We start from the raw sequence: 19,299 nt of genomic DNA, 5'->3' as shown, positions 1-19,299 counted from the left end.
CTCGAGGCGGTCAAGCCGGGGCCGTGACCGCGGGGACCGGCGGCGCGGACGGGCTCAAAGCGGGCCGGTCGGGCGCCGGGCCGGCGGGGATGCGCCGGCCGCTGTCGCGGTCGAACCAGTGGGTGTCCTCCGGTGCCCAGCCCAGCGACACCGGCGCGCCGGGCGCCGGCTCGCTGCGGCCGGGCAGGCGGGCGATCAATTGCGCGCCACCCTCGATCTCGAGATAGACGAAGGTCTCCGCGCCCAGGAACTCGCTCGCGCTCACGCGCGCGGCCAGCAGGCCGGCGCCCGGCGGCAAAAGCCGCAGCGCCTCGGCGCGCACGCCGGCCAGCAGCCGGTCGGGCGCATGGCCCGCGGGCGCGGGCACGGGCACCAGAGCGCCCGGCAGCAGGGTCATGGGCGGGGTGCCGACGAAGCCGGCGGCGAAGGCCGAGGCGGGCGCCTCGTAGAGGACGGCGGGCGCGCCCTGCTGCTCCACCCGGCCCGCGCGCATGAGGATCACCTGGTCCGCCATGCCCATGGCCTCGGTCTGGTCGTGGGTGACGTAGACCACCGTCATGCCGAGCCGGCGCTGCAGGGCGCGGATGTCCTGGCGCACCGCGTGGCGCAGCTTGGCGTCGAGGTTGGAGAGCGGCTCGTCCATCAGGCACAGCGGATGGTCGGCGACGATGGCGCGCGCCAGCGCCACGCGCTGGCGCTGGCCGCCGGAGAGCTGGGCCGGCTTGCGCGCGCCGAGCCCTTCGAGGCCGGTGAGCGCCAGCGCCTCCGTCAGCTTGCGCTGCCGCTCCGCCTTCGCCACCCGGCGCACCTTGAGGCCGAAGACGATGTTCTCCGCCACCGACAGGTGCGGGAACAGCGCATAGGACTGGAACACCACCGAGAGGCCGCGCGCGGACGGGGCGAGCGCGGTCACGTCGCGCCCGTCGATGGCGATGCGGCCGCGGTCCGGCGCCTCGAGCCCGGCGATGAGGCGCAGGGTGGTCGACTTGCCGCAGCCGGACGGGCCGAGCAGCACGGTGAAGCCGCCGCGCGGGATGGCGATCGACAGGTCGACGACCCCGCCGCCGCCCGGGAAGAGGCGCGTCACCCCGTCGAGGCGGACGAAATCGGCACCGGGCGCGGCCATGCTCATGGTCCCGCACCCTGGGTGGCGACGCGCAGCCGGCCGGCCATGGCCTCCCGGCCCAGCAGGTCGGCGAATTCGGCCGGCGGCGGGGCGTCGAGAACCACGAGGTCGACGTCGTCGAGGCGTCCGCCGCGCGCCGGCGCCGGCCGGCCGAGCTTGCTCACGTCGGCGACCAGGACGGAGCGGCGGCAGCTCTCCAGCATGGCGGCGCGGGCGAGCACCTCGGCGCGGTCGAAATCCACCAGCGTGCCGTCGGGCTCGATGCCGCCGACGCCGAAGATGGCGACATCGACGCGATAATTGCCGAACATTTCCTCGACGTGCGGGCCCAGCATGTCGCGGTCCGGCAGCCGCAGGGCGCCGCCCGGCAGGATGATCCGGTTCGCGCGCGCCACGCTCAACGCCATGGCGACGTTGAGGTTGTTGGTGACCACCGTGAGGTCGGCGTGGCCCTGCATGGCCAGCGCCACGAATTCCGGCGTGGTGCCGATGCCGAACGACACCGAGGCCCCGTTCGGGATCATCCCGGCCACCAGCGCCCCGATCGCCTGCTTGGCGAGGGGGTGGATGATGCGGCGGGAATCGTAGGGCAGATTGAGGCGCGGCGCCTCCACATATTCCGCCCCGCCGCGGCGCCGGCGCAGCAGGTTGGCGTCGCACAGGGTATTGATGTCGCGCCGGATGGTCTGCGGGGTGACGCTGAAATGCTCGGCGAGCATCTCGACGCTCAGGAAGCCGCCCTGGCGGGCGAGGTCGACAATGTCGTGCTGCCGCAATGTGATGTTCATTCCCGCCCGCCGAAATGTTCATTCGAACATTGACCGGACCGTAGACGGGCTCGTTGACCCTGGAGCGTCAGTTATATGACGTTCGAATGAACGTGGCGGGAGGGGGCGGCCTCAGCGCGCTTCTTCGCGCAGGATGTCCGCCAGCACCGGGGCGACGCCCGCCCGGAAGCTCTTCACCGCGTCGCGCACCACCGGGGCGAGGTCGTCCGGCGTCTTGGTGCCGTAAACGTAGCGCCGGATCGCCAGATAGAAGATGCGCCCGTGCAGTCCCCAGAACAGCTCGGCCTCGCGCTCGCAGATCGGCGCCTCCGTGGGCGGCGGCAGCGCCAGCTCGGCCCGCAGCTCGGCGCAGGCGGGCAGGATGATCTGGTCGCGCACGATGGCGAGGTAGCGGCTGGTGATGTCGAAGGACTTCAGCCCCGAAAAGGCGAAGATCCGGACCCAATGGTAGTCGAACACCCGTTCCACATATTCGAGGTAGAATTGGGTGAGGCGCTCTTCCAGCGGGCGCGTGCGGTCGGTGACGAGGAGCGCCCAGTCGGCCTTCCATCGGCTGAGATAGACGTGCTCGTAGACGCGCTCTATCAGCGCTTCCTTGCTCGGAATGTAGCGGTAGATGGCGGAATGGGTGATGCCCATGCGCTTGGCCAGCTCGCGCGTCTGCCCCTCGAAGCCGCGCTCGGCGAAGAAGCGCACCGCTTCCTCGATGATGGCCTGCTCGCGGTCCGCGGCGCGCATGTGGCGCCGCGGCGGGCGCGCGGCCGGCGCTTTGGCCGTGGTCTCGGGCAATGGCTTCACCGCGTCTCTCGTCGTTGGCCGCCGGCGGGGCGTTTCGCGCCTCGTCTGCGATAGCGCAAGCCGGCGCCGGCACCAAGGGGGGCGGGGGGCTGGGGATGGGAGGGGCTCCGTTTCGCGCCGCCGTCATTGGTCGCCGGCCGTCCTGCTCCGGCCTGTCCCCGGGATGACGCGATGACAGCCATCGGCCTTGCGCGACACGGCGGCCATTCCGGACAGCTTCCCGACATGGGTCCCAAGAATTGCTCATGAACAACGTTATATACTGAGGAATATAACGATCGGCTTCCACCGTAGAAACAGACCCTTCCTGCGGCGCAGCAAGCTTTTCCGCAGACGTGTGGGAAATCCGGTTGACAGCGCCCCGCCGCTGGCCTCATGTTGTGACCAAGTGGTCACAAATAGGCCGCGTCGATGGGGAGAGGCGTCGTGAAGGCTCGGGCTTTCGCATATGTTCGTCCGCGCACGCTCAAGGAGGCCCATGCCGCCTTCGACGCGGCGCAGGGAGATGCGAGCTTCATTTCCGGCGGCCAGAGCCTGGTGCCGGCGCTCGCCATGCGGCTCCAGGCGCCCCAGCTGCTGGTGGATCTCGCGGGCCTGGACCAGTTGCGCGGCGTTCGCCTGGAAGGGGAGACGCTGCGCATCGGCGCGCTCACCCGCCATGCGGAAACCCTCACCGAACCGCTCATCCGCCGCCACGCGCCGCTGCTCGCCGCCGCCGCCCCGTTCGTGGCGCACCCGGCGATCCGCAACCGCGGAACCCTGGGCGGAAGCGTCGCCTTGGCCGATCCGGCGTCCGAATTCCCGGCCATGATGCTGGCCATGGGGGCGCAGATGGAGATTTCCGGGCCCGAGGGCCTCAGGCGCGTCCCGGCGGACGAATACTTCCAGGACCTCTACCAGACCGCCATCGCGCCGGGAGAAATCCTCATTGCGCTCCATGTCCCGGCGGCCGGTTCCAGCCATTGCTGGGCGTTCGACGAACTGGCGCGCCGCCGGGGCGACTACGCCATGGTCGGCGGCGGGATGATGGCGGAGCGCGCCGGCGATGGGTTGCGCGGCGTCCGCATCGCCTTGTTCTCGGTCGGGCCGACGCCGGTGCGCGCCCGGCGCGCCGAGGCGGTGCTCGAGGGGCGCGCGCCCGACGCCGCGGCGATCGCCGAGGCCCAGCGCGCCCTCGACGGCGACATCGACCCCATGGACGACGCCGAGATCCCCGCCAGCCTGCGCCGCCACCTGGCCCGCGTCCTGCTCGGCCGGCTGCTCGCAAAGCTGGAGGCGCCGCAATGACCATGACCGCCCCGGGCCCCGTCCCGCTCGCTCTGACCGTCAATGGTTCGCCGCTCGCCCGCATGGTGGCGCCGCGCACCACTTTGGCCGACTTCCTGCGCACCGAGCTGGAGCTGACCGCCACCCATGTGGGCTGCGAGATGGGCGCCTGCGGCGCCTGCCTGGTGCTGCTCGACGGCGTGCCGGTGCATTCCTGCCTGGTGTTCGCCGTGCAGGCGGAGGGCCAGCAGGTGGAGACCGTGGAAGGCCTGGTGGCGCGCGGCGCGCTGGCGCGGCTTCAGGACGCCTTCCACGCCCGCAACGCGCTGCAATGCGGCTTCTGCACGCCCGGCATGCTGGTGAACGCCCACGCGCTGCTGGAGCGCGGCGGCGTGCCGGACCGCGAGGAGATCCGCGACGCCCTCTCCGGCAATTACTGCCGCTGCACCGGCTATGAGGCGATCGTGGACGCCATCGAGGCCGCGGCCCGCGCCGAACGCGGCGAGGGAGGCGCGCGATGAACGCCCCCACCGTGTTCGGCAAGCCCGATCGCCCCTCGCCCGAGGCCGGCCGTCCCGACGCCCATGCCGGGCCCCATGTGGGCGCGCCGCTGCCGCGGCCCAGCGCCAAGCGCCTGCTTGCGGGGCGGGGCACCTACGTGACCGACATCAAGCTGCCGCGCATGCTGCACGCCGCCTTCGTGCGCGCGCCGTTCGCCCATGCCCGCATCACCCGCATCGACGTGGCGGCGGCCCGCGCCGCGCCGGGCGTCGCCCTGGTGGCGACCGGCGAGGACCTCGCCCGGCTCTGCACGCCCTGGGTCGGCACGCTCGACCATTTCCAGGGCATGAAGTCGGCGCCGCAGCTGCCGCTGCCGTTGGAGCGTGTCACCTGGAGCGGCCAGGCGGTGGTGGCGGTGGTGGCGGAGAGCCGCGCCGCGGCGGAAGACGCCTGCGAGCTGGTGGAGGTGGAATACGAGGAACTGGCCGTGCTGGCGGATCTCGACGGCGCATTGGCGCCGGACGCCCCCGCCATCGCGCCGGGGTTCGCCGACAATGTCTGCTTCCGGAGCGTGGTCGAGAAGGGCGAGGTGGAGGCGCTCTTCGCCGCGGCCGCGCACGTGGTGGAGACGGAGATGACCTTCGGCCGCCACACCGGGGTGACGCTCGAGCCGCGCGCCTTGATCGCCGACTTCGACGCGAGCGAGCGCCGCCTCACGGTGCATCACGCCACGCAGACGCCGTTCCAGTTCCAGGACATCTATGCCCGGCACTACGGCCTTCCCGAAGCCCGCGTGCGGGTGGTGGCGCCGGACGTGGGCGGCTCGTTCGGGATCAAGCTGCACGTCTATCACGAGGACATGGCGGTGATCGGCCTCGCCATGCTGGCGGGCCGGCCGGTGAAGTATGTGGCCGACCGCCTGGAAGCCTTCGTCTCCGACATCCACGCCCGCGATCACCGGGTGCGCGCCAAAGCGGCGGTGGACGCGGACGGTCGGGTTCTGGCCATCGCGGCGCAGGACGAGACCGCCATCGGCCCGTTCTCCACCTATCCCCGCACCAGCGCGGTGGAGGGCAACCAGGTGATCCGCCTGATCGGCGCGCCCTACCGGCTTGAGGCCTATCGGGGCGAGCTGAAGGTGGTGTTCCAGAACAAGACCCAGACCAGCCAGTACCGCGCCGTCGGCCATCCCATCGCCTGCGCGGTGACCGAGCACCTGATGGACCGCGCGGCCGCCCGGCTCGGCCTCGACCCGTTCGACATCCGCGCGCGCAACCTGATCCCGGACGACGCCTATCCGTGCGCTTCACCCACCGGCTACCAGTTTGAAAAGCTCTCCCACGAGGCCTGCCTCGGCAGATTGCGTGCGCTCATGGACTATGAGCGGCTGCGCGCCGAGCAGGCGGCGGCGCGCGCGCGCGGCATTTATCGCGGCATCGGCATCGCCGCGTTCGTGGAGATCACCAACCCGACGCCGGCCTTCTACGGCGTCGGCGGCGCCCGCATCTCGGCCCAGGACGGCGCGGTGATCACGGTGACGCCCTCCGGCGAGGTGCGCTGCACGATCTCGGTGACCGAGCAGGGGCAGGGCACCGAGGCCATCATCGGCCAGATCGTCGCCGACTATCTCGGCGTCTCGCGCGACGTGGTCCGGGTCATCACCGGCGACACCGAGACGACGCCCCACGGCGGCGCCACCTGGGCCTGCCGCGGCGCCGGGATCGGCGGGGAGACCGCGCTCCAGGCGGCCAAGAAGCTCAAGGCCAACGTGCTCGCGCTCGCCGCCGCCATCCTCCAGGCCCAGCCTTGCGACCTCGACCTCGTGGACGGCGCGGTGCGGGACGCCGGCGGCGGCGCGGTGCGCCTCGCCCTCGCCGAGGTGGCGCGCATCGCCTATTTCCGCTCCGACACGCTGCCGCCGGGGATCGAGGCCCAGCTCACCGTCGCCCACCATTACGCCCCGAAGGGCTATCCCTTCGCCTTCACCAACGGCGTCCATGGCTGCCATGTGGAGGTGGACACCGAGACCGGCCTCGTGAAGATCCTGAAGCACTTCGTGGTGGAGGATTGCGGCCGCATCATCAACCCGCTCCTGGTGGAGGAGCAGGTGCGCGGCGGCGTGGTGCAGGGCCTCGGCGCCGCCTTCTTCGAGGAATGCCGCTACGACGGGAACGGCCAGCTCCTGAACGGCTCGCTCGCCGACTATCTCGTGCCCATGGCGTGCGAGATGCCCGACATCGTCATCGCCCACATGGAGACGCCGACCCGGGACACCGAGCTCGGCGCCAAGGGCTGCGGCGAGGCCGGCACCGCCGCCTCGGCCGCCGCCGCGCTCAACGCCGTCAACGACGCTTTGGCGCCGCACGGCGCCCTGCTGACGCAGATCCCCATGACCCCCGCGCGCCTCCTCAAGGCGCTCGGAACCATTTGACCACAAACAAAAAGCCACTCGGGAGGATGACATGACCGGAGCCAAAGAGCGTCCCTTCTCAAGCGTATCCCGCCGCGCCGTGCTCGCCGGAATGGGCGCCGCCGGCGTCGGCCTTCTCGCCGCGCCTTCGATCGTTCGCGCGCAGGCCGAGACCATCCGCATCGGCTTTCCCGTCCCGCTCACCGGTCCCTTCGGGGCGGAGGCGAAGGACCAGGTGAAGAGCGCCGAACTCGCCGTGAAGCTCGCCAACGACAAAGGCGGCGTCGCCGGCCGCAAGGTCGAGCTTCTGGTGCGCGACGACAAGCTGAACGCCGGCGAGGCGGCGACGCGCACGCTGGAGCTGATCGAGAAGGACAAGGTGCACGCGGTGGTCGGCGCGCTCTCGAGCGCGGTCCAGCTGGCGGTGAACGAGGTGACCCGCGCCCGCAAGGTCATTTACGTGTCCATCAGCCAGTCGGACACCATCAACGAGGTGAAGGACTTCTCGCGCTACACCTTCCACGAGGCGCTGAACCCGCACATGACCACCGCCGCGGTGGCGCGCGCCACCTTCAAGAAGGGCCAGAAGATCGCCTTCCTGGTGGCGGACTACGCCTATGGCCACGAGATGCTGCGCGGCTTCAAGCGCGCCGCCGCCGTCATGGGCGCGGAAGTGGTGGGCGAGATCCTCCACCCGCTCGGCACGCCGGACTATTCGACCCTGATGCCGCGCCTGCGCGCCATGAAGCCGGACATCCTCGCGATCTGCAACTTCGGCCGCGACCAGGCCAACTCCATCAAGCAGGCCAACGACTTCGGCATGCAGAAGCAGATGCAGATCGTGGTGCCGGTGCTGCTCTACAACCAGCGCATCGCGGTCGCGCCCGAGGTGTTCGAGGGCGTGATCGGCGGCGCCAACTATTACTGGCAGCTCGAATCCACCGTGCCGACCGCCAAGCGCTTCAACGACGCCTTCAAGGCGGCCTATGACGGCGCGGTGCCCACCGACTACGGCGCCTACGGCTTCACCGGCGTCTCCGCGCTGCTGCTCGCCATGGAGAAGGCGGGCGGCACCGAGACCGAGAAGGTGGTCGATGCGCTTGCCGGGCTGAAATACGACGTCGCCAAGGGGCCGCAATACTACCGCGCCTGCGACCACCAGTCGGTGCAGTCGGTGCTGGTGCTCAAGTCCAAGGCGAAGGCCGAGATGAAGAGCCCGGTCGACCTGTTCGACATCATCGCCAACGAGCCCGGTTCCGAGCAGATGCTGCGCACCTGCGCGGAACTCGGCTTCCCGACCTGACCCGAAGGCGGCCGGAGACCGGACGATGGACCTCGAACTCCTAGGCATTCAGTTGTTCTCCGGCCTCGCCCTCGGCGCGAACCTCGTGATGGTGGCCCTCGGGCTCACCATCGTGTTCGGCATGCTCGGCATCGTGAACTTCGCCCACGGCGCGCTGTTCATGGTCGGCGCCTATGCCGGGCTGTGGATCGCGGCGCAGACCGGCAGCTTCTGGTGGGCGCTGGTGCTCGCGCCGATCCTCGTCGGCGCCTTCGGCATGCTCATCGAGCGGGTCCTGATCCGTCCGCTCTACGGGCGCACGCCCGACGATCCGCTGCTGCTCACCTTCGGCCTCGGCTACGTGCTGGTGGAGGGGGTGCGCATCACCTTCGGCTCGGACGGCATCCCCTTCTCGGCGCCGGAGGCGCTCCAGGGGGTGGTGGATCTCGGCTTCGGCTATTTCCCGCTCTACCGCCTGTTCGTGGTGGGGCTGGTGGCGGTGGTGCTGGGGCTGCTGTGGATCGCGCTCGAGAAGACCCGCTTCGGGCTGATCGTGCGCGCCGGGGCCCGCGATCCGCTCATCATGAGGGTGCTGGGGGTGGACGTGAGCAAGCTCTGGCTCATCGTGTTCGGCCTGGGCGTCGGCCTCACCGCGCTCGGCGGCGTGCTCGCCGCGCCCATGCGCAACGTGAGCCCGGAGATGGGCACGCTGGTGCTGGCCGAGGCCTTCGTCGTCACCGTCATCGGCGGCATGGGCTCGCTTCTCGGGGCGGTGGTGGCCGGGCTCATGGTGGGCGTCGCGGTCAGCATGACGGCGCTGTTCGCTCCCGAAATGGCGACCATCGTCATGTTCGCCTTGATGGCCGTCATCCTTCTCGTGCGGCCGCAGGGCCTGTTCGGGCGCCCGGGAGCGCGGGCGTGAGGACTTCGGGCGTGAACACTTGCGGCAGGAAGACTTGCGGCAGGAAGACTTGCGGCGTGAGGGAAACCGGCGCGTGCGGGGAGACCACACCATGACCACTTCCGACCTCGCCGCGGCAGGCGAGCTGGCCGCGCGCGGCCCGGTGTCCGCAGGCGCCGCGCTCGACCGCTGGCGGGTGCCGCTCACCGTCGGCGTGCTGTGCCTGCTGCCCTGGGTGCTGCCGTCCCAGGCGCTCGCCGTGAACGTGCTGATCTACGGGCTGTTCACGGTCGGCTTCAATCTGCTGTTCGGCTATACCGGGCTGCTCTCCTTCGGCCATGCCGCCTTCTTCGGCGGCGGCGCCTATCTCACCGGAATGGCCATCGTCCATTTCGGCTTCGGCTGGTTTCCCGCCATGCTCACCGGGGTCGCCGGGGCGACCTTGCTCTCGGCGGCCATCGGCGCCCTCGCCATCCGCACCCGCGGCATCTATTTCTGCATGGTCACGCTGGCGCTGGCGCAGCTCGTCTATTATCTCGCGCTCCAGGCCTCGGGCTGGACCGGCGGCGAGAACGGCCTGCGCGGCTTTACCGTGGCGCGCGCCGAGCTGATCGGCGGGCTTTCGGTCAACCTTCTGGACCCGCTGCAGAAATACTATTTCCTCATGGTCTTCACCGCGCTCGCGCTGTGGTTCGTCTCGCGGGTGCTCAATTCGCCCTTCGGCGCTGCCATCGAAGCGGTGCGCGAGAACGAGACGAGGGCGCGCGCCTGCGGCTTCGACGTGGAGCGCACCAAGCTCCTCTGCTTCGTCCTGTCCGGCGCGGTCTGCGGCCTCGCGGGGACGCTCTCCGCCCTTCACCTGTCCATCGTGCCGCTCGATGCGCTCGGCTACCACACCTCCTCCCTCGTGGTGATGATGACCATGCTGGGCGGAGCCGGCTCCTTCTTTGGACCGTTCGTGGGTGCCCTCGTGTTCCTGCTGATCGAGGACGTGGCCTCGCTGTGGACCTCCCACTGGCAGCTGATCGTGGGGATCGTCTTCATCGTGTTCGTGCTGTTCATGCCCAAGGGCATCTGGGGCAGCCTGATCGCGCTCGCGCGCCGCGGGGGGAGGGCGCAGCAATGAACGCCATCATGAGCGTCAAGGACGTGGGCCGCGCGTTCGGCGGCTTCATCGCCCTCGCCGGCATCACGGCGGAATTCGAGCGCAACAAGGTCACGGCGGTGATCGGCCCCAACGGCGCCGGCAAGAGCACCTTCTTCAACGTGCTCTCGGGCGTGCTCGCGCCCTCCACCGGCTCGATCCGCTTCAAGGGGCAGGAATTGCGGGGGCTGAGGCAGCACCGTTTCGCCCATCTCGGCATCGCCCGCTCCTACCAGATCACCAACCTGTTCCCGCACCTGTCGGTGGAGGAGAATGTGCGCGTCGCGGCGCAGGCGCTCACCACCCGCTACGACATCCTGCGCCACCGCGCGCGCTATCCCGAACTCGATGAAAAGGCCGAGGCGGCGCTCGCCCAGGTGGGGCTGCTTCACCGCCGCGGCCGGCGCGCGCGCGACCTCGCCCACGGCGAGCAGCGGGCGCTGGAGATCGCCATCGCCCTGGTCGCCGAGCCGGAATTGCTGCTGCTCGACGAGCCCACCGCCGGCATGGGGCCGGAAGAGACCAAGGAGATGGTGGCGCTGATCGAGCGCCTCGCCGCCGATCGCACCATCCTCCTGGTCGAGCACAAGATGAAGATGATCCTCGGTTTGTCGGACCGGATCCTGGTGCTGCATCACGGCCGCCTCATCGCCGACGGCGCGCCGGCCGAGGTGCAGTCCGATCCCGAGGTGCGCCGCGTCTATCTGGGGCAGAACGATGGCTATGCTTGAGGTCGACGCGCTCAATGCCTGGTACGGCCCGAGCCATGTGGTGCACGACCTTTCCTTCCGCGTAGAAGAGGGGGAGATCGTCGCCCTCGTCGGCCGCAACGGCGCCGGCAAGACCTCGACGCTGCGCGCCATCATGGGGCTGATGCCGCGCGCCGAGGGGCGCGTGGCCTTCGGCGGCACGAGCCTGCTGCCGCTCGGCGCCCATGCCCGCTTCCGCCTCGGCCTCGGCTATGTGCCGGAGGACCGGCGCATCGTGCCCTCGCTCACCGTGCGGGAGAACCTGCAACTGGGCCTCGTCGCCGCCGGCCGCACCGACGAGCGCGCGGCCATCGACGAGATCGCCAAGAGCTTTCCGCGCCTCAAGGAGCGGCTCGACCAGCAGGGCACCACCATGTCCGGCGGCGAGCAGCAGATGCTGGCCATCGCCCGCGCCATCATCTCACGGCCGAAGATGGTGCTCCTCGACGAGCCCTCCGAAGGCATCATGCCGGTGCTGGTGGAGGAGATGGGTGCCCTGTTCCGCACCCTGCGCGACCAGGGCACCACGCTGCTATTGGTGGAGCAGAACGTGGAATGGGCGCTGAAGCTCGCCAGCCGCGCCATCATCATCGACCAGGGCGAGAAGGTGTACGAATCGAGCGCCGCGGCTTTGCTCGCCGACAAGGACATCCAGGACCGCTATTGCGCGGTCTGAGGCGGCCTGCGGCCTCCCGCAAGGAGCATGAGATGGAGATCACCGGCGAATATCGTATCGCCGCCCCCCGCGACGTGGTGTGGCGGGCGGTGCTGGACCCCGCAGTGCTCGCCGCCTGCATCCCCGGCTGCAAGGAGCTGGAGCGGACCGGAGAGGGCGCCTACGTGGCCAAGGTGCAGCTCAAGGTGGGGCCGGTCTCCGCCACCTTCGCCGGCACCGTGGAGCTGCAGGATCTCGATCCGCCCGCCGCCTGCCGCATCGTCGGCCAGGGCAATGGCGGCATGGCCGGGTTCGCCAAGGGCGAGGCAAAGGTGAGCCTCGTGGAGGAGGGCGCGCAGACCGTGCTCACCTACGTCGCCGACGCCCAGATCGGCGGCAAGCTCGCCTCGCTCGGCGGGCGGCTGATCCAGGCGACCGCCAGGAAGCTGTCCGACCAGTTCTTCTCCACCTTCGCCGCCATGGTGGGCGCGCCGGCCCTGGCCCCGCCCCCGGACTGAGACGGTTGCCGCCGGCGCTCCGCGTGTGCTGGGATGGCGCATGGGGTCCGCCCGGCCCGGTCGCGCGCGACCCCGGCGCGGTCCGCGATTGGCGCAGGGCGGTCAGTGCGATGGATCAGGTCGATTGCATGGTGGTGGGCGCCGGGGTGGTCGGGCTCGCCGTGGCGCGCGCGCTCGCCGTCTCGGGTCGCGACGTGGTGGTGATCGAGGCGGCCGAGGCGATCGGCACCGGCATCTCGTCCCGCAATTCGGAGGTGATCCACGCCGGGATCTATTACGAGCCGGGCAGCCTGAAGGCCAAGCTCTGCGTGCGCGGGCGCGCGGCCCTCTATGCCTTCTGCGCCAGCCACGGCGTCGCTCATGCCCGGCTCGGCAAGCTCATCGTCGCCGCCAGCGCCGGAGAGGTGGCCTATCTCGAAAAGCTCGCCGCCAACGGCGCCAGGAACGGCGTCCACGATCTGCGCATGCTGGATGCCGGCGAGGCGCGTGCGCTCGAGCCGGCGCTGTCGGTGCACGCCGCTTTGCTCTCGCCGTCCACCGGCATCGTCGATTCCCACGGCTACATGCTGGCTCTGCTGGGCGACATGGAGGCGGCCGGCGGCATGCTGGCCCTCGCCGCGCCCTTCCTCGGCGCCGAGCCGGTCGCCGGAGGGCTCAGGGTGCGCACCGGCGGGGCCGCGCCGATGACGCTCGACTGCCGGCTCCTGGTGAACGCCGCGGGTCTCGACGCGCCGGCTCTGGCGGGCGCGGTGGCCGGCATGCCGGCCCATTTGGTGCCGCAGCAGACCCTGGCGAAGGGCAATTATTTCACCTGCACCCGCAAGGTTCCCTTCCGCCATCTGATCTATCCGGTGCCGGAGCCGGGCGGGCTCGGCACCCATCTGACGCTGGACCTCGCCGGTCGGGGCCGGTTCGGCCCGGACGTGGAATGGGTGGCCGAGCGCCGCTATGAGGTCGATCCGGCGCGGCGCGGCTCCATGCTGGCCTCCATCCGCCGCTATTGGCCGCAAGTGGAGCCGGACGACCTCGTCCCGGGCTATTCCGGCATCCGACCGAAAATACCGGGCGTCGGCGGTGCGGCTCCGGACTTCCTGATCCAGGGCGCCGATGTCCACGGGGTCGCCGGCCTGGTGAACCTGTTCGGCATCGAATCGCCCGGCCTCACCAGTGCCCTGGCCATCGCCGAGGAGGTGGCGCGGCTGGGTGCGCGGGAGGCAGCGGGCCGAACCGGCGCCGCGGCCGCCGTGTGAGCCCGGCCGCCGCGGCGCGTTCTGTGATGCCTCCGGACGCGCCCTAAGTCCGGTCGTCGCGCCGGACCAGGTCCGGCCGGCCGCGGGCCGCGGGCCGGGCGGGGGCGCCCTCGGCCGCGGCCTCGGCGGCCGGCGCTTCGCAATCGGGCTTTCCGCGCTGGTGGTTGCCCACGAGGCCGCCGGGTGCCCGCTCGCACGCCTCGGCGTCCGGTCCGGGCGCCTCGCGGTTGCTCTCCTGGTGGTTGCCGACGAGGCCGCCTTCAGACTGCTTCTTCTGTTCGCTCTGTTGCTTTTTGTCCTGGTCCATCGCGCCGCTCCTGCTCCACGCACGTTGATAGTCAACGGCGCAGCGTGGCAGGCGTTTCAACGTGGCTGGAGAAATGCGCGCGGGGAGCGGGCGAGGGCGACGGCGCGGGCGGGACGGGGTCCGCCGCGATGTTTGCGCATTCAGCCGGGGCCGGGGATGAGCCGCCGCCAGCCGGCCGCGGCCAGCCGGTCGACCACGAGGCACGCCACGAGCGACGCGCCGGCCAGGGGAAAGGGAATGCTCACGGCGAGCACGATGATCGCCAGCGCCTTCAGGGTCGGCGCCGCCAGAGGTCGCGGCGCGGCCAGGCGGCCCTTGGGGCGCCGCCGCCACCACATATAGGGGCCGGTGACGGCGAGGAACAGGATGCCGAGGCAGGGCAGCAGCATGACGATCTGGTTGAGCCGGCCGAAATAATTGCCCATGTGGATCTGCACGCCGAGCTCCACGGCCTGGGCGGCGATGCCGTAGTGGGCGAAGCCCACGTCGTCGAGCACCTTGCCGGAATACTGGTCCACATAGAGCGTGCGCTGGCCCTCCGGCTGGTCCGGATAGGTGAAGATCATGTAAGCGCCGGTCGCGTCGCGCGGCAGATTGAGGCGGTAGGGCGCGCGCATGCCTGCGCCGGCGATGATCTCGGCCACGCGGTCGACGCCGATGGCGGCGTGCGGCGCGCCTGCGGGCGATGCGCCTGCGCCGGGGTGATGATGGGCATGGGGGTCGGACAGCGGCGCCGGCGCGTTCTCCGTGGTCCAGGGGCCGGCGCCGTCGCTCGCCTGCTTCACCGTGGAAGCGAGGCTCACGGCGTACCCCTGATGGCTCGCCGGATAGCCGATGCCGGCGAATTCGGTGCCGCGGCGCAGCAGGTCGCCCCAGAGATTGGCCCAGGGCAGGCCGGTGAGGATCAGGAACAAGATCAGCCCGGCGGTCCACAGGCCGATGGCGGCGTGCCATTCCTTGAAGAAGGCCCGCCCGCCAAGGCGCCATCGCGGCAGGAAGGCGCCTTGGGTCTTGCCCCCGGCCCGCGGCCACCACAGATAGAGCCCGCTCACGGTGAGGATGAAGCCCCAGCACGCGGCGAGCTCGACCATGCCATCGCCGAACGGGCCCAGCATCAGGGAGCCATGGGTGAGGTCGGCGATGCCCACCAGGGTCCGGGCATAGACGTAGGACCCGAGCACGGCCCCGGAGCCGGGGTCGACGAAGACGCGCACCGGCGGGCCGTCCTGCGGCGTCACGAACACCTCGACGCTGCGCCCCTCCTTCGGCGTGTCCATGCGGGTGACCTGGCCGCCCGGAAAGGCGGCGAGCGCCGCATCGGCCATGGTGGAGAGCGCCGCTGTGCGCGCCGACGGCGCAACGAGGCGCAATTCGGGATAGGCGAGATCGTTGATCTCGTCGTTGAAGAGATAGATGGCGCCGGTGACGGCGAGGATCACTAGAATGGGGGCGCAGAACAGCCCGGCATAGAAATGCCAGCGCCACACGGCGCGATAATGGGCGCTGGCGGACCAGACGGCATCCGGCATGGCTTCATCTCCAGCCGACCCGTCCCGGCCAGGGCTGGCGCGGGACAGGCGGGCTTTTCAACCGATCTCCGATCGAGCGCGGCAACCGATGGGCCCGCGCTCCAACGCATCGACAGGCGACGGGTGTGCTGTCCAAGATGAATCGCGGGCGCGAGACAGCATGGGCAGTTCGGGCTTCAGAACTTCACGGAATACGACAGCTCGACGCTGCGCGGCGCGCCGAGATAGACCTGGGTCGGGCTGTAGCCGGACCAGTTGGCATAGAATTCGTTGGTCAGGTTGCGGCCGCGCAGGCGCAGCGTGCCCTTGCCGATCTCATAGTCGATCCAGGCATCGAGGATGGTCCGCCCCGCCACCTCGATGGTGTTGGCCGTGTCGGTGTAGAACGCGCCCACATGCTGGACCTGGGCGCTGACGGTCAGCGGGATCTTGTCGAAACGGTAGCTGGTGAGCAGCAGCCAGGTCAGCTCCGGCACGTTGGGCGGCCGGTTGCCGGCGAGGCTCCTGCCCGCGCTCCAGAGCTCCATGAACTCGGCGTTGATGTAGGACACGTAGCCCGAGAGCTTCCACTGGTCGGTGAGCGCCACCGCCAGCTCCAGTTCGGCGCCGCGCGAGCGCTGCGAGCCGCCCTGAATGGTCTGGGAGGGGTTCGCCGGATCGACCGTCAGGATGTTGTACTGCTCGATCTGGTAGACCGAGGCCGTTCCCACCACGCGGTTGTCCCACAAGGCGGTCTTGATTCCGGCTTCAACGGAATTGCCGGTGGAAAGCTCGAACTGGGAATCGGCCAGGTTGCTCAGCAGCAGCGAGGCGACCGGCACGGTCGCCTGATTGTATTGCGCGAACAGCGCGGTGCCGGGCGCGATGTTGTAGACCGTGCCGATACGCCAGGAGACGCTGTTGAAGGTGTTGTCGAAGGTATCCGTGCCGGGCGTGTTGAGGTTGATGACCTTGCGGTCGAGCTGGATGTTCTCGTAGCGCAGGCCGCCCACCACCAGCCACTTGTCGGTGAGGTTCACCGCGTCCTCGGCGAAGCCGGCGAAGGTGCCGATCTTGCTGTCGTAGTCCACGCGGGTGGGGAAGTTCGCCGCAGTGTCGGCCGGGAAGACGCCGCGCTGGGGGAAATAGGGGCTCACCGAGGTGGTCTCGCCGAAGCGCCGCTGGGAGTAGAGTGTGGTGTCGATATATTCGAGCCCTGCCGCGAAGCGGTGCCGCATTCCGCCGACCATCCCGTCATAGAGCGCGGTGGCGCGCTCCGACCACACCTGCTGGTCGTGGGAGATGAAGGTGGTCGAGCGGTCGAGCAGGCCGGTGGCGGTGTTGTAGGTGAAGTCTTCGGAATTCGCCCAGAGGCGGTTGGACGTATAATAATTGAAGTCGCTGCGCAGCGTCCAGTTGTCGGTGAGGGCGTATTCCGTGCGGTTCCGGGCCCACCACGACGTGGAATTCATCTCGCCATTGTAGACGTTGTAGTTCTTGTCGCGCAAAGCCTCGTCGATCACCATGCCGCCCGGGGCGGAAACGATGCCCGACGGCTTGATGGCCGCCGCATAGGGGATGAGTGGCGCGCCCTGGTAGGGGGTCTCGTAATCGTCGTGGAAATAGTCGAGCGCGGTGGTGGTGGTCAGGCGCTCGGACAGCTTCGCCGTCGCCGCCAGCGTGAACGCGCCGTTCTGGGAATCGGTGTCGTCCACGTAACCCCCGGACTGGGAATAGACGCCGCTTGCCCGCAGCGCCACATTCTCGCCGATCGCGTAATTGTAGTCGGCGCCTGCGCGATAGCTCTGGAAGCTGCCGATGCTGGCGAGCGCCTGGCCGAAATTCTGGTTCAGCACCGGCTGCTTGGTCACGAGGTTGATGGTGCCGGCAAGCGCCCCGTTGCCGTAGATCACCGAGGCCGGCCCCTTGAGCACCTCCACCCGCTCGAAGCTGAAGCTGTCATAGTTGCGGGAGATCAGGAGCGGGTCCGGCACCTGCATCCCGTCCACCGAATAGCCCACCGCGTCGCGCGAAAAGCCGCGGATCGAGGTGACACCCGGCTCGCCCGGCAGGTTGCCCGCGGTGACGCCGGGCACGATGTTATAGACGTCGGTGAGGGTCGTGAGCCCGCGCTCCTGCATCTCCTGCTGGGTGACGATGGAGATCGCCGCCGGGGTCTCGAAGGGCGTGAGGCCCACGAGGCTGCCGGTCTCGTTCTGGGTCGCAAGCTTGTCGAGCTCGGGCTGGACCAGGGCCGCGGCGGCGGTCTGGGGGGTGTCGCCCTGAACCGTCAGCTCGGGGAGCTCCTGGGGGGCCTGTTGGGCAAAGGCCGGCAAAGCCGACGTGGAGGCGAGCAGAACGGCAAGGCTCAGCTGTCCGCCGGCGCGGCGCGCAATCGCATGGGGCATGGCGTGGTGTCCGATGATGAGGGGCAGGCGCGGAAGGCTCCGCGGCGGCTGCACGCCATCCGGCGTCCGGCACCGCTTGCGGCGGGCGCCGGCGCTCCTCGACCTGCATCCGCGCGGACGTCTAGCCGGCGCGCGGCGGCCCTCGGGCGGACTGCGGGTCTTCCCGCCGTGCCGGTTCCAGCCCTTCGGCGGCGGGGGGAGGGGCCTTGCGAGCGGCGATGAATTGCGGCGCGGGAACGCTTGCCTGGCCGGGCGCCGGGATCCAAAGCGCGCCGGCCATGGGACAGCCGCTGACGCAGCAGTCCACATGGCTCGCGGGCGGGCTGTCGCCGCCGCCGGAATCGGAGGATCCGGACGCGGCGCACAGGATGCCTGTGGCCTGTCCGCGCGCCTGCCCCGCCTGGGCTCCGAGCGCGAATCCGGCCAGGACCATCTGCATGACGAGCAGATAGGCAACGGCCCACGCGACAGGGAGCTTCCAGGGCGACGACGTGCTCATGGGTGGGGCCGCGGTATCCTCATGTCCACTCTGTAGGGCAGCGAAAGAGCGGTTGCCGCGAGGCAATCCAAGGTGCGGCAACTGGCTCTGGATTAGCACCTGTCGCCGCGCGAGACAGCCCCCTTTGCGCCCCGGGGGGCCAGATCTTTTCGCACGGGGGCGTCCGTTCCCGCCGGCCGCGGGCCCGCCGACGCCGTCCTGTCGCCGGCGGCGGCGCTCGCGGCGCGCCCGACCGTCCGCGCCGCCCGGACCGGGCCGACGCGTGACCGCTCCATTGGGCCGATGGCGGCCGCCGGCTTTTCCTGGCGGACGACCCTGGCTGGCTCTCAGCCGGTCACTTCACCCCCACATAGCGGAAATTCCGCACGAAGGCGGGCATCTCGATGCCGCCGCGCAGCTTCGGGTCCGGCACGGGATCCAGCTGCACCATCTTCAGCGCCACCGATCCTGCCCAGCGGTCGCTTTGGTAGTCCTCCTCGTCCTCGCTTGGCAGGCCATCGGCGACCTTGGCCGAGACTTCGTCCAGCCGCATGCGGATCACCTTCGTGGCTTTCCACTCCTGCTCGGCGGGCAGGCGGGCATAGTCCCACAGGCCGGGCGCCAGGCGGTCGGTGAAGGTGGCGAGCGCGCGACGCTTGACCTCCTCCGCGCACAGTTCGGCCTCGCCGAACGCCATGACCGACCGATACTGGATGTTGTGGTTGAAGGCGGCACGCGAGAATACGATGCCGTCGAGATGGGTGACGGTGAAGCAGACCGGAATGCCCTTCTGCTGTGCCTTCAGCATGCGGCTGGCCGAAGAGCCGTGCCAATAGACGAAGTCATCAATACGCCAATGATTTGTCGGTGTGACATACGGCATGCCGTCGATGACGTAGCCGACCTGACAGACGATGCCGGCATCGATGATGGCATTGATCGTGTCACGATCATATTTCGCGAGCCAATTATAACGGCGAAGCCGCGTTTTTTCGCTCGGCGCTCCGGCAATTTCTGTCGGATCGACGGTATCGTTCATGATCTCCTCATCCTTTGGTTCACGAAAATGCCTGACGCGCGCGCCGCCCTGCAGCACCGGACGATCTGCGAACGGTCCGTCACCGCGCGGGGACGTTGTGGCGGCGCTTTGCACGAAAAACTTAGACGGTGAGGCGCAGGCAAAACATGCCAGGAGGCGGTGGTCTCATCG

At 69.8% G+C, this 19,299-nt stretch carries 18 protein-coding genes; 10 read left to right on the top strand and 8 right to left on the bottom strand.

All coding sequences use genetic code 11. The features are described from left to right. Positions 1-10 precede the first annotated feature (10 nt). The 3 genes from ABLE88_RS05535 to ABLE88_RS05525 all read right to left on the bottom strand — a co-directional run bounded on the left by ABLE88_RS05535 (position 11) and on the right by ABLE88_RS05525 (position 2,652). Positions 11-1,132 carry an ABC transporter ATP-binding protein gene (locus ABLE88_RS05535; RefSeq protein ID WP_348830442.1) on the bottom strand — a complete coding sequence of 374 codons (1,122 nt, stop codon included), beginning with the start codon at positions 1,130-1,132 and terminating at the stop codon, positions 11-13. Further along, positions 1,129-1,914, bottom strand: coding sequence for a DeoR/GlpR family DNA-binding transcription regulator (locus tag ABLE88_RS05530; protein ID WP_348830441.1), 786 nt, complete (start codon positions 1,912-1,914; stop codon positions 1,129-1,131). The genes ABLE88_RS05535 and ABLE88_RS05530 overlap by 4 nt, the downstream gene beginning before the upstream one ends. A gap of 111 nt (positions 1,915-2,025) precedes the next feature. Beyond that, the gene (locus ABLE88_RS05525) at positions 2,026-2,652 is read right to left on the bottom strand and encodes a TetR/AcrR family transcriptional regulator (RefSeq protein ID WP_348831092.1); all 627 of its coding nucleotides are present in this window, start codon (positions 2,650-2,652) and stop codon (positions 2,026-2,028) included. A 486-nt stretch (positions 2,653-3,138) separates the two neighbouring features. Between ABLE88_RS05525 and ABLE88_RS05520 the strand changes: the two genes are divergently transcribed. The 10 genes from ABLE88_RS05520 (at position 3,139) to ABLE88_RS05475 (ending at position 13,388) form a co-directional block, all read left to right on the top strand. Then, positions 3,139-3,999: an FAD binding domain-containing protein gene (locus tag ABLE88_RS05520; RefSeq protein WP_348830440.1), complete on the top strand. Its 861-nt coding sequence runs from the start codon at positions 3,139-3,141 to the stop codon at positions 3,997-3,999. Next, entirely contained in the window at positions 3,996-4,499 is a 504-nt protein-coding gene (locus ABLE88_RS05515; RefSeq protein ID WP_510182853.1) for a (2Fe-2S)-binding protein, read from the top strand. Before ABLE88_RS05520 ends, ABLE88_RS05515 begins: the two co-directional genes overlap by 4 nt. Further along, a complete protein-coding gene (locus tag ABLE88_RS05510) occupies positions 4,496-6,910 on the top strand; it encodes a xanthine dehydrogenase family protein molybdopterin-binding subunit (protein WP_348830439.1) in 2,415 nt (804 codons plus the stop codon). The genes ABLE88_RS05515 and ABLE88_RS05510 overlap by 4 nt, the downstream gene beginning before the upstream one ends. A 31-nt stretch (positions 6,911-6,941) precedes the next feature. Next, complete coding sequence (locus ABLE88_RS05505; RefSeq protein ID WP_348830438.1) at positions 6,942-8,192, top strand: ABC transporter substrate-binding protein; 1,251 nt, start codon at positions 6,942-6,944, stop codon at positions 8,190-8,192. A 25-nt stretch (positions 8,193-8,217) separates the two neighbouring features. Then, positions 8,218-9,093 carry a branched-chain amino acid ABC transporter permease gene (locus ABLE88_RS05500; RefSeq protein ID WP_348830437.1) on the top strand — a complete coding sequence of 292 codons (876 nt, stop codon included), beginning with the start codon at positions 8,218-8,220 and terminating at the stop codon, positions 9,091-9,093. 91 nt (positions 9,094-9,184) lie between these two features. Further along, positions 9,185-10,198, top strand: a complete 1,014-nt coding sequence (locus ABLE88_RS05495; RefSeq protein ID WP_348830436.1) for a branched-chain amino acid ABC transporter permease — start codon at positions 9,185-9,187, stop codon at positions 10,196-10,198. Between the two features lie 8 nt (positions 10,199-10,206). After that, the gene (locus ABLE88_RS05490) at positions 10,207-10,947 is read left to right on the top strand and encodes an ABC transporter ATP-binding protein (RefSeq protein WP_510182852.1); all 741 of its coding nucleotides are present in this window, start codon (positions 10,207-10,209) and stop codon (positions 10,945-10,947) included. Next, entirely contained in the window at positions 10,940-11,641 is a 702-nt protein-coding gene (locus tag ABLE88_RS05485; protein ID WP_348830434.1) for an ABC transporter ATP-binding protein, read from the top strand. The genes ABLE88_RS05490 and ABLE88_RS05485 overlap by 8 nt, the downstream gene beginning before the upstream one ends. A 32-nt stretch (positions 11,642-11,673) precedes the next feature. Continuing rightward, entirely contained in the window at positions 11,674-12,138 is a 465-nt protein-coding gene (locus tag ABLE88_RS05480; protein WP_348830433.1) for an SRPBCC family protein, read from the top strand. A gap of 110 nt (positions 12,139-12,248) precedes the next feature. Further along, a complete protein-coding gene (locus tag ABLE88_RS05475) occupies positions 12,249-13,388 on the top strand; it encodes an NAD(P)/FAD-dependent oxidoreductase (RefSeq protein WP_348830432.1) in 1,140 nt (379 codons plus the stop codon). 43 nt (positions 13,389-13,431) lie between these two features. Here the strand turns inward: ABLE88_RS05475 and ABLE88_RS05470 are convergent, their stop codons facing one another. From ABLE88_RS05470 to ABLE88_RS05450, 5 genes are all read right to left on the bottom strand, one after another. Beyond that, a complete protein-coding gene (locus tag ABLE88_RS05470) occupies positions 13,432-13,695 on the bottom strand; it encodes a hypothetical protein (protein ID WP_348830431.1) in 264 nt (87 codons plus the stop codon). 140 nt (positions 13,696-13,835) lie between these two features. After that, positions 13,836-15,224: a PepSY-associated TM helix domain-containing protein gene (locus ABLE88_RS05465; RefSeq protein ID WP_348830430.1), complete on the bottom strand. Its 1,389-nt coding sequence runs from the start codon at positions 15,222-15,224 to the stop codon at positions 13,836-13,838. A gap of 176 nt (positions 15,225-15,400) precedes the next feature. Continuing rightward, the gene (locus ABLE88_RS05460) at positions 15,401-17,611 is read right to left on the bottom strand and encodes a TonB-dependent receptor (protein WP_348830429.1); all 2,211 of its coding nucleotides are present in this window, start codon (positions 17,609-17,611) and stop codon (positions 15,401-15,403) included. A gap of 121 nt (positions 17,612-17,732) precedes the next feature. Next, positions 17,733-18,110, bottom strand: a complete 378-nt coding sequence (locus tag ABLE88_RS05455) for a hypothetical protein (protein WP_348830428.1) — start codon at positions 18,108-18,110, stop codon at positions 17,733-17,735. A 334-nt stretch (positions 18,111-18,444) separates the two neighbouring features. Next, positions 18,445-19,128, bottom strand: coding sequence for a pyridoxamine 5'-phosphate oxidase family protein (locus ABLE88_RS05450; protein WP_348830427.1), 684 nt, complete (start codon positions 19,126-19,128; stop codon positions 18,445-18,447). Positions 19,129-19,299 lie beyond the last annotated feature (171 nt).

The sequence above is a fragment of the Xanthobacter luteus genome (assembly GCF_040049235.1).
Lineage (GTDB): Bacteria > Pseudomonadota > Alphaproteobacteria > Rhizobiales > Xanthobacteraceae > Xanthobacter.
This window is presented reverse-complemented; position numbering and strand designations above follow the sequence as displayed.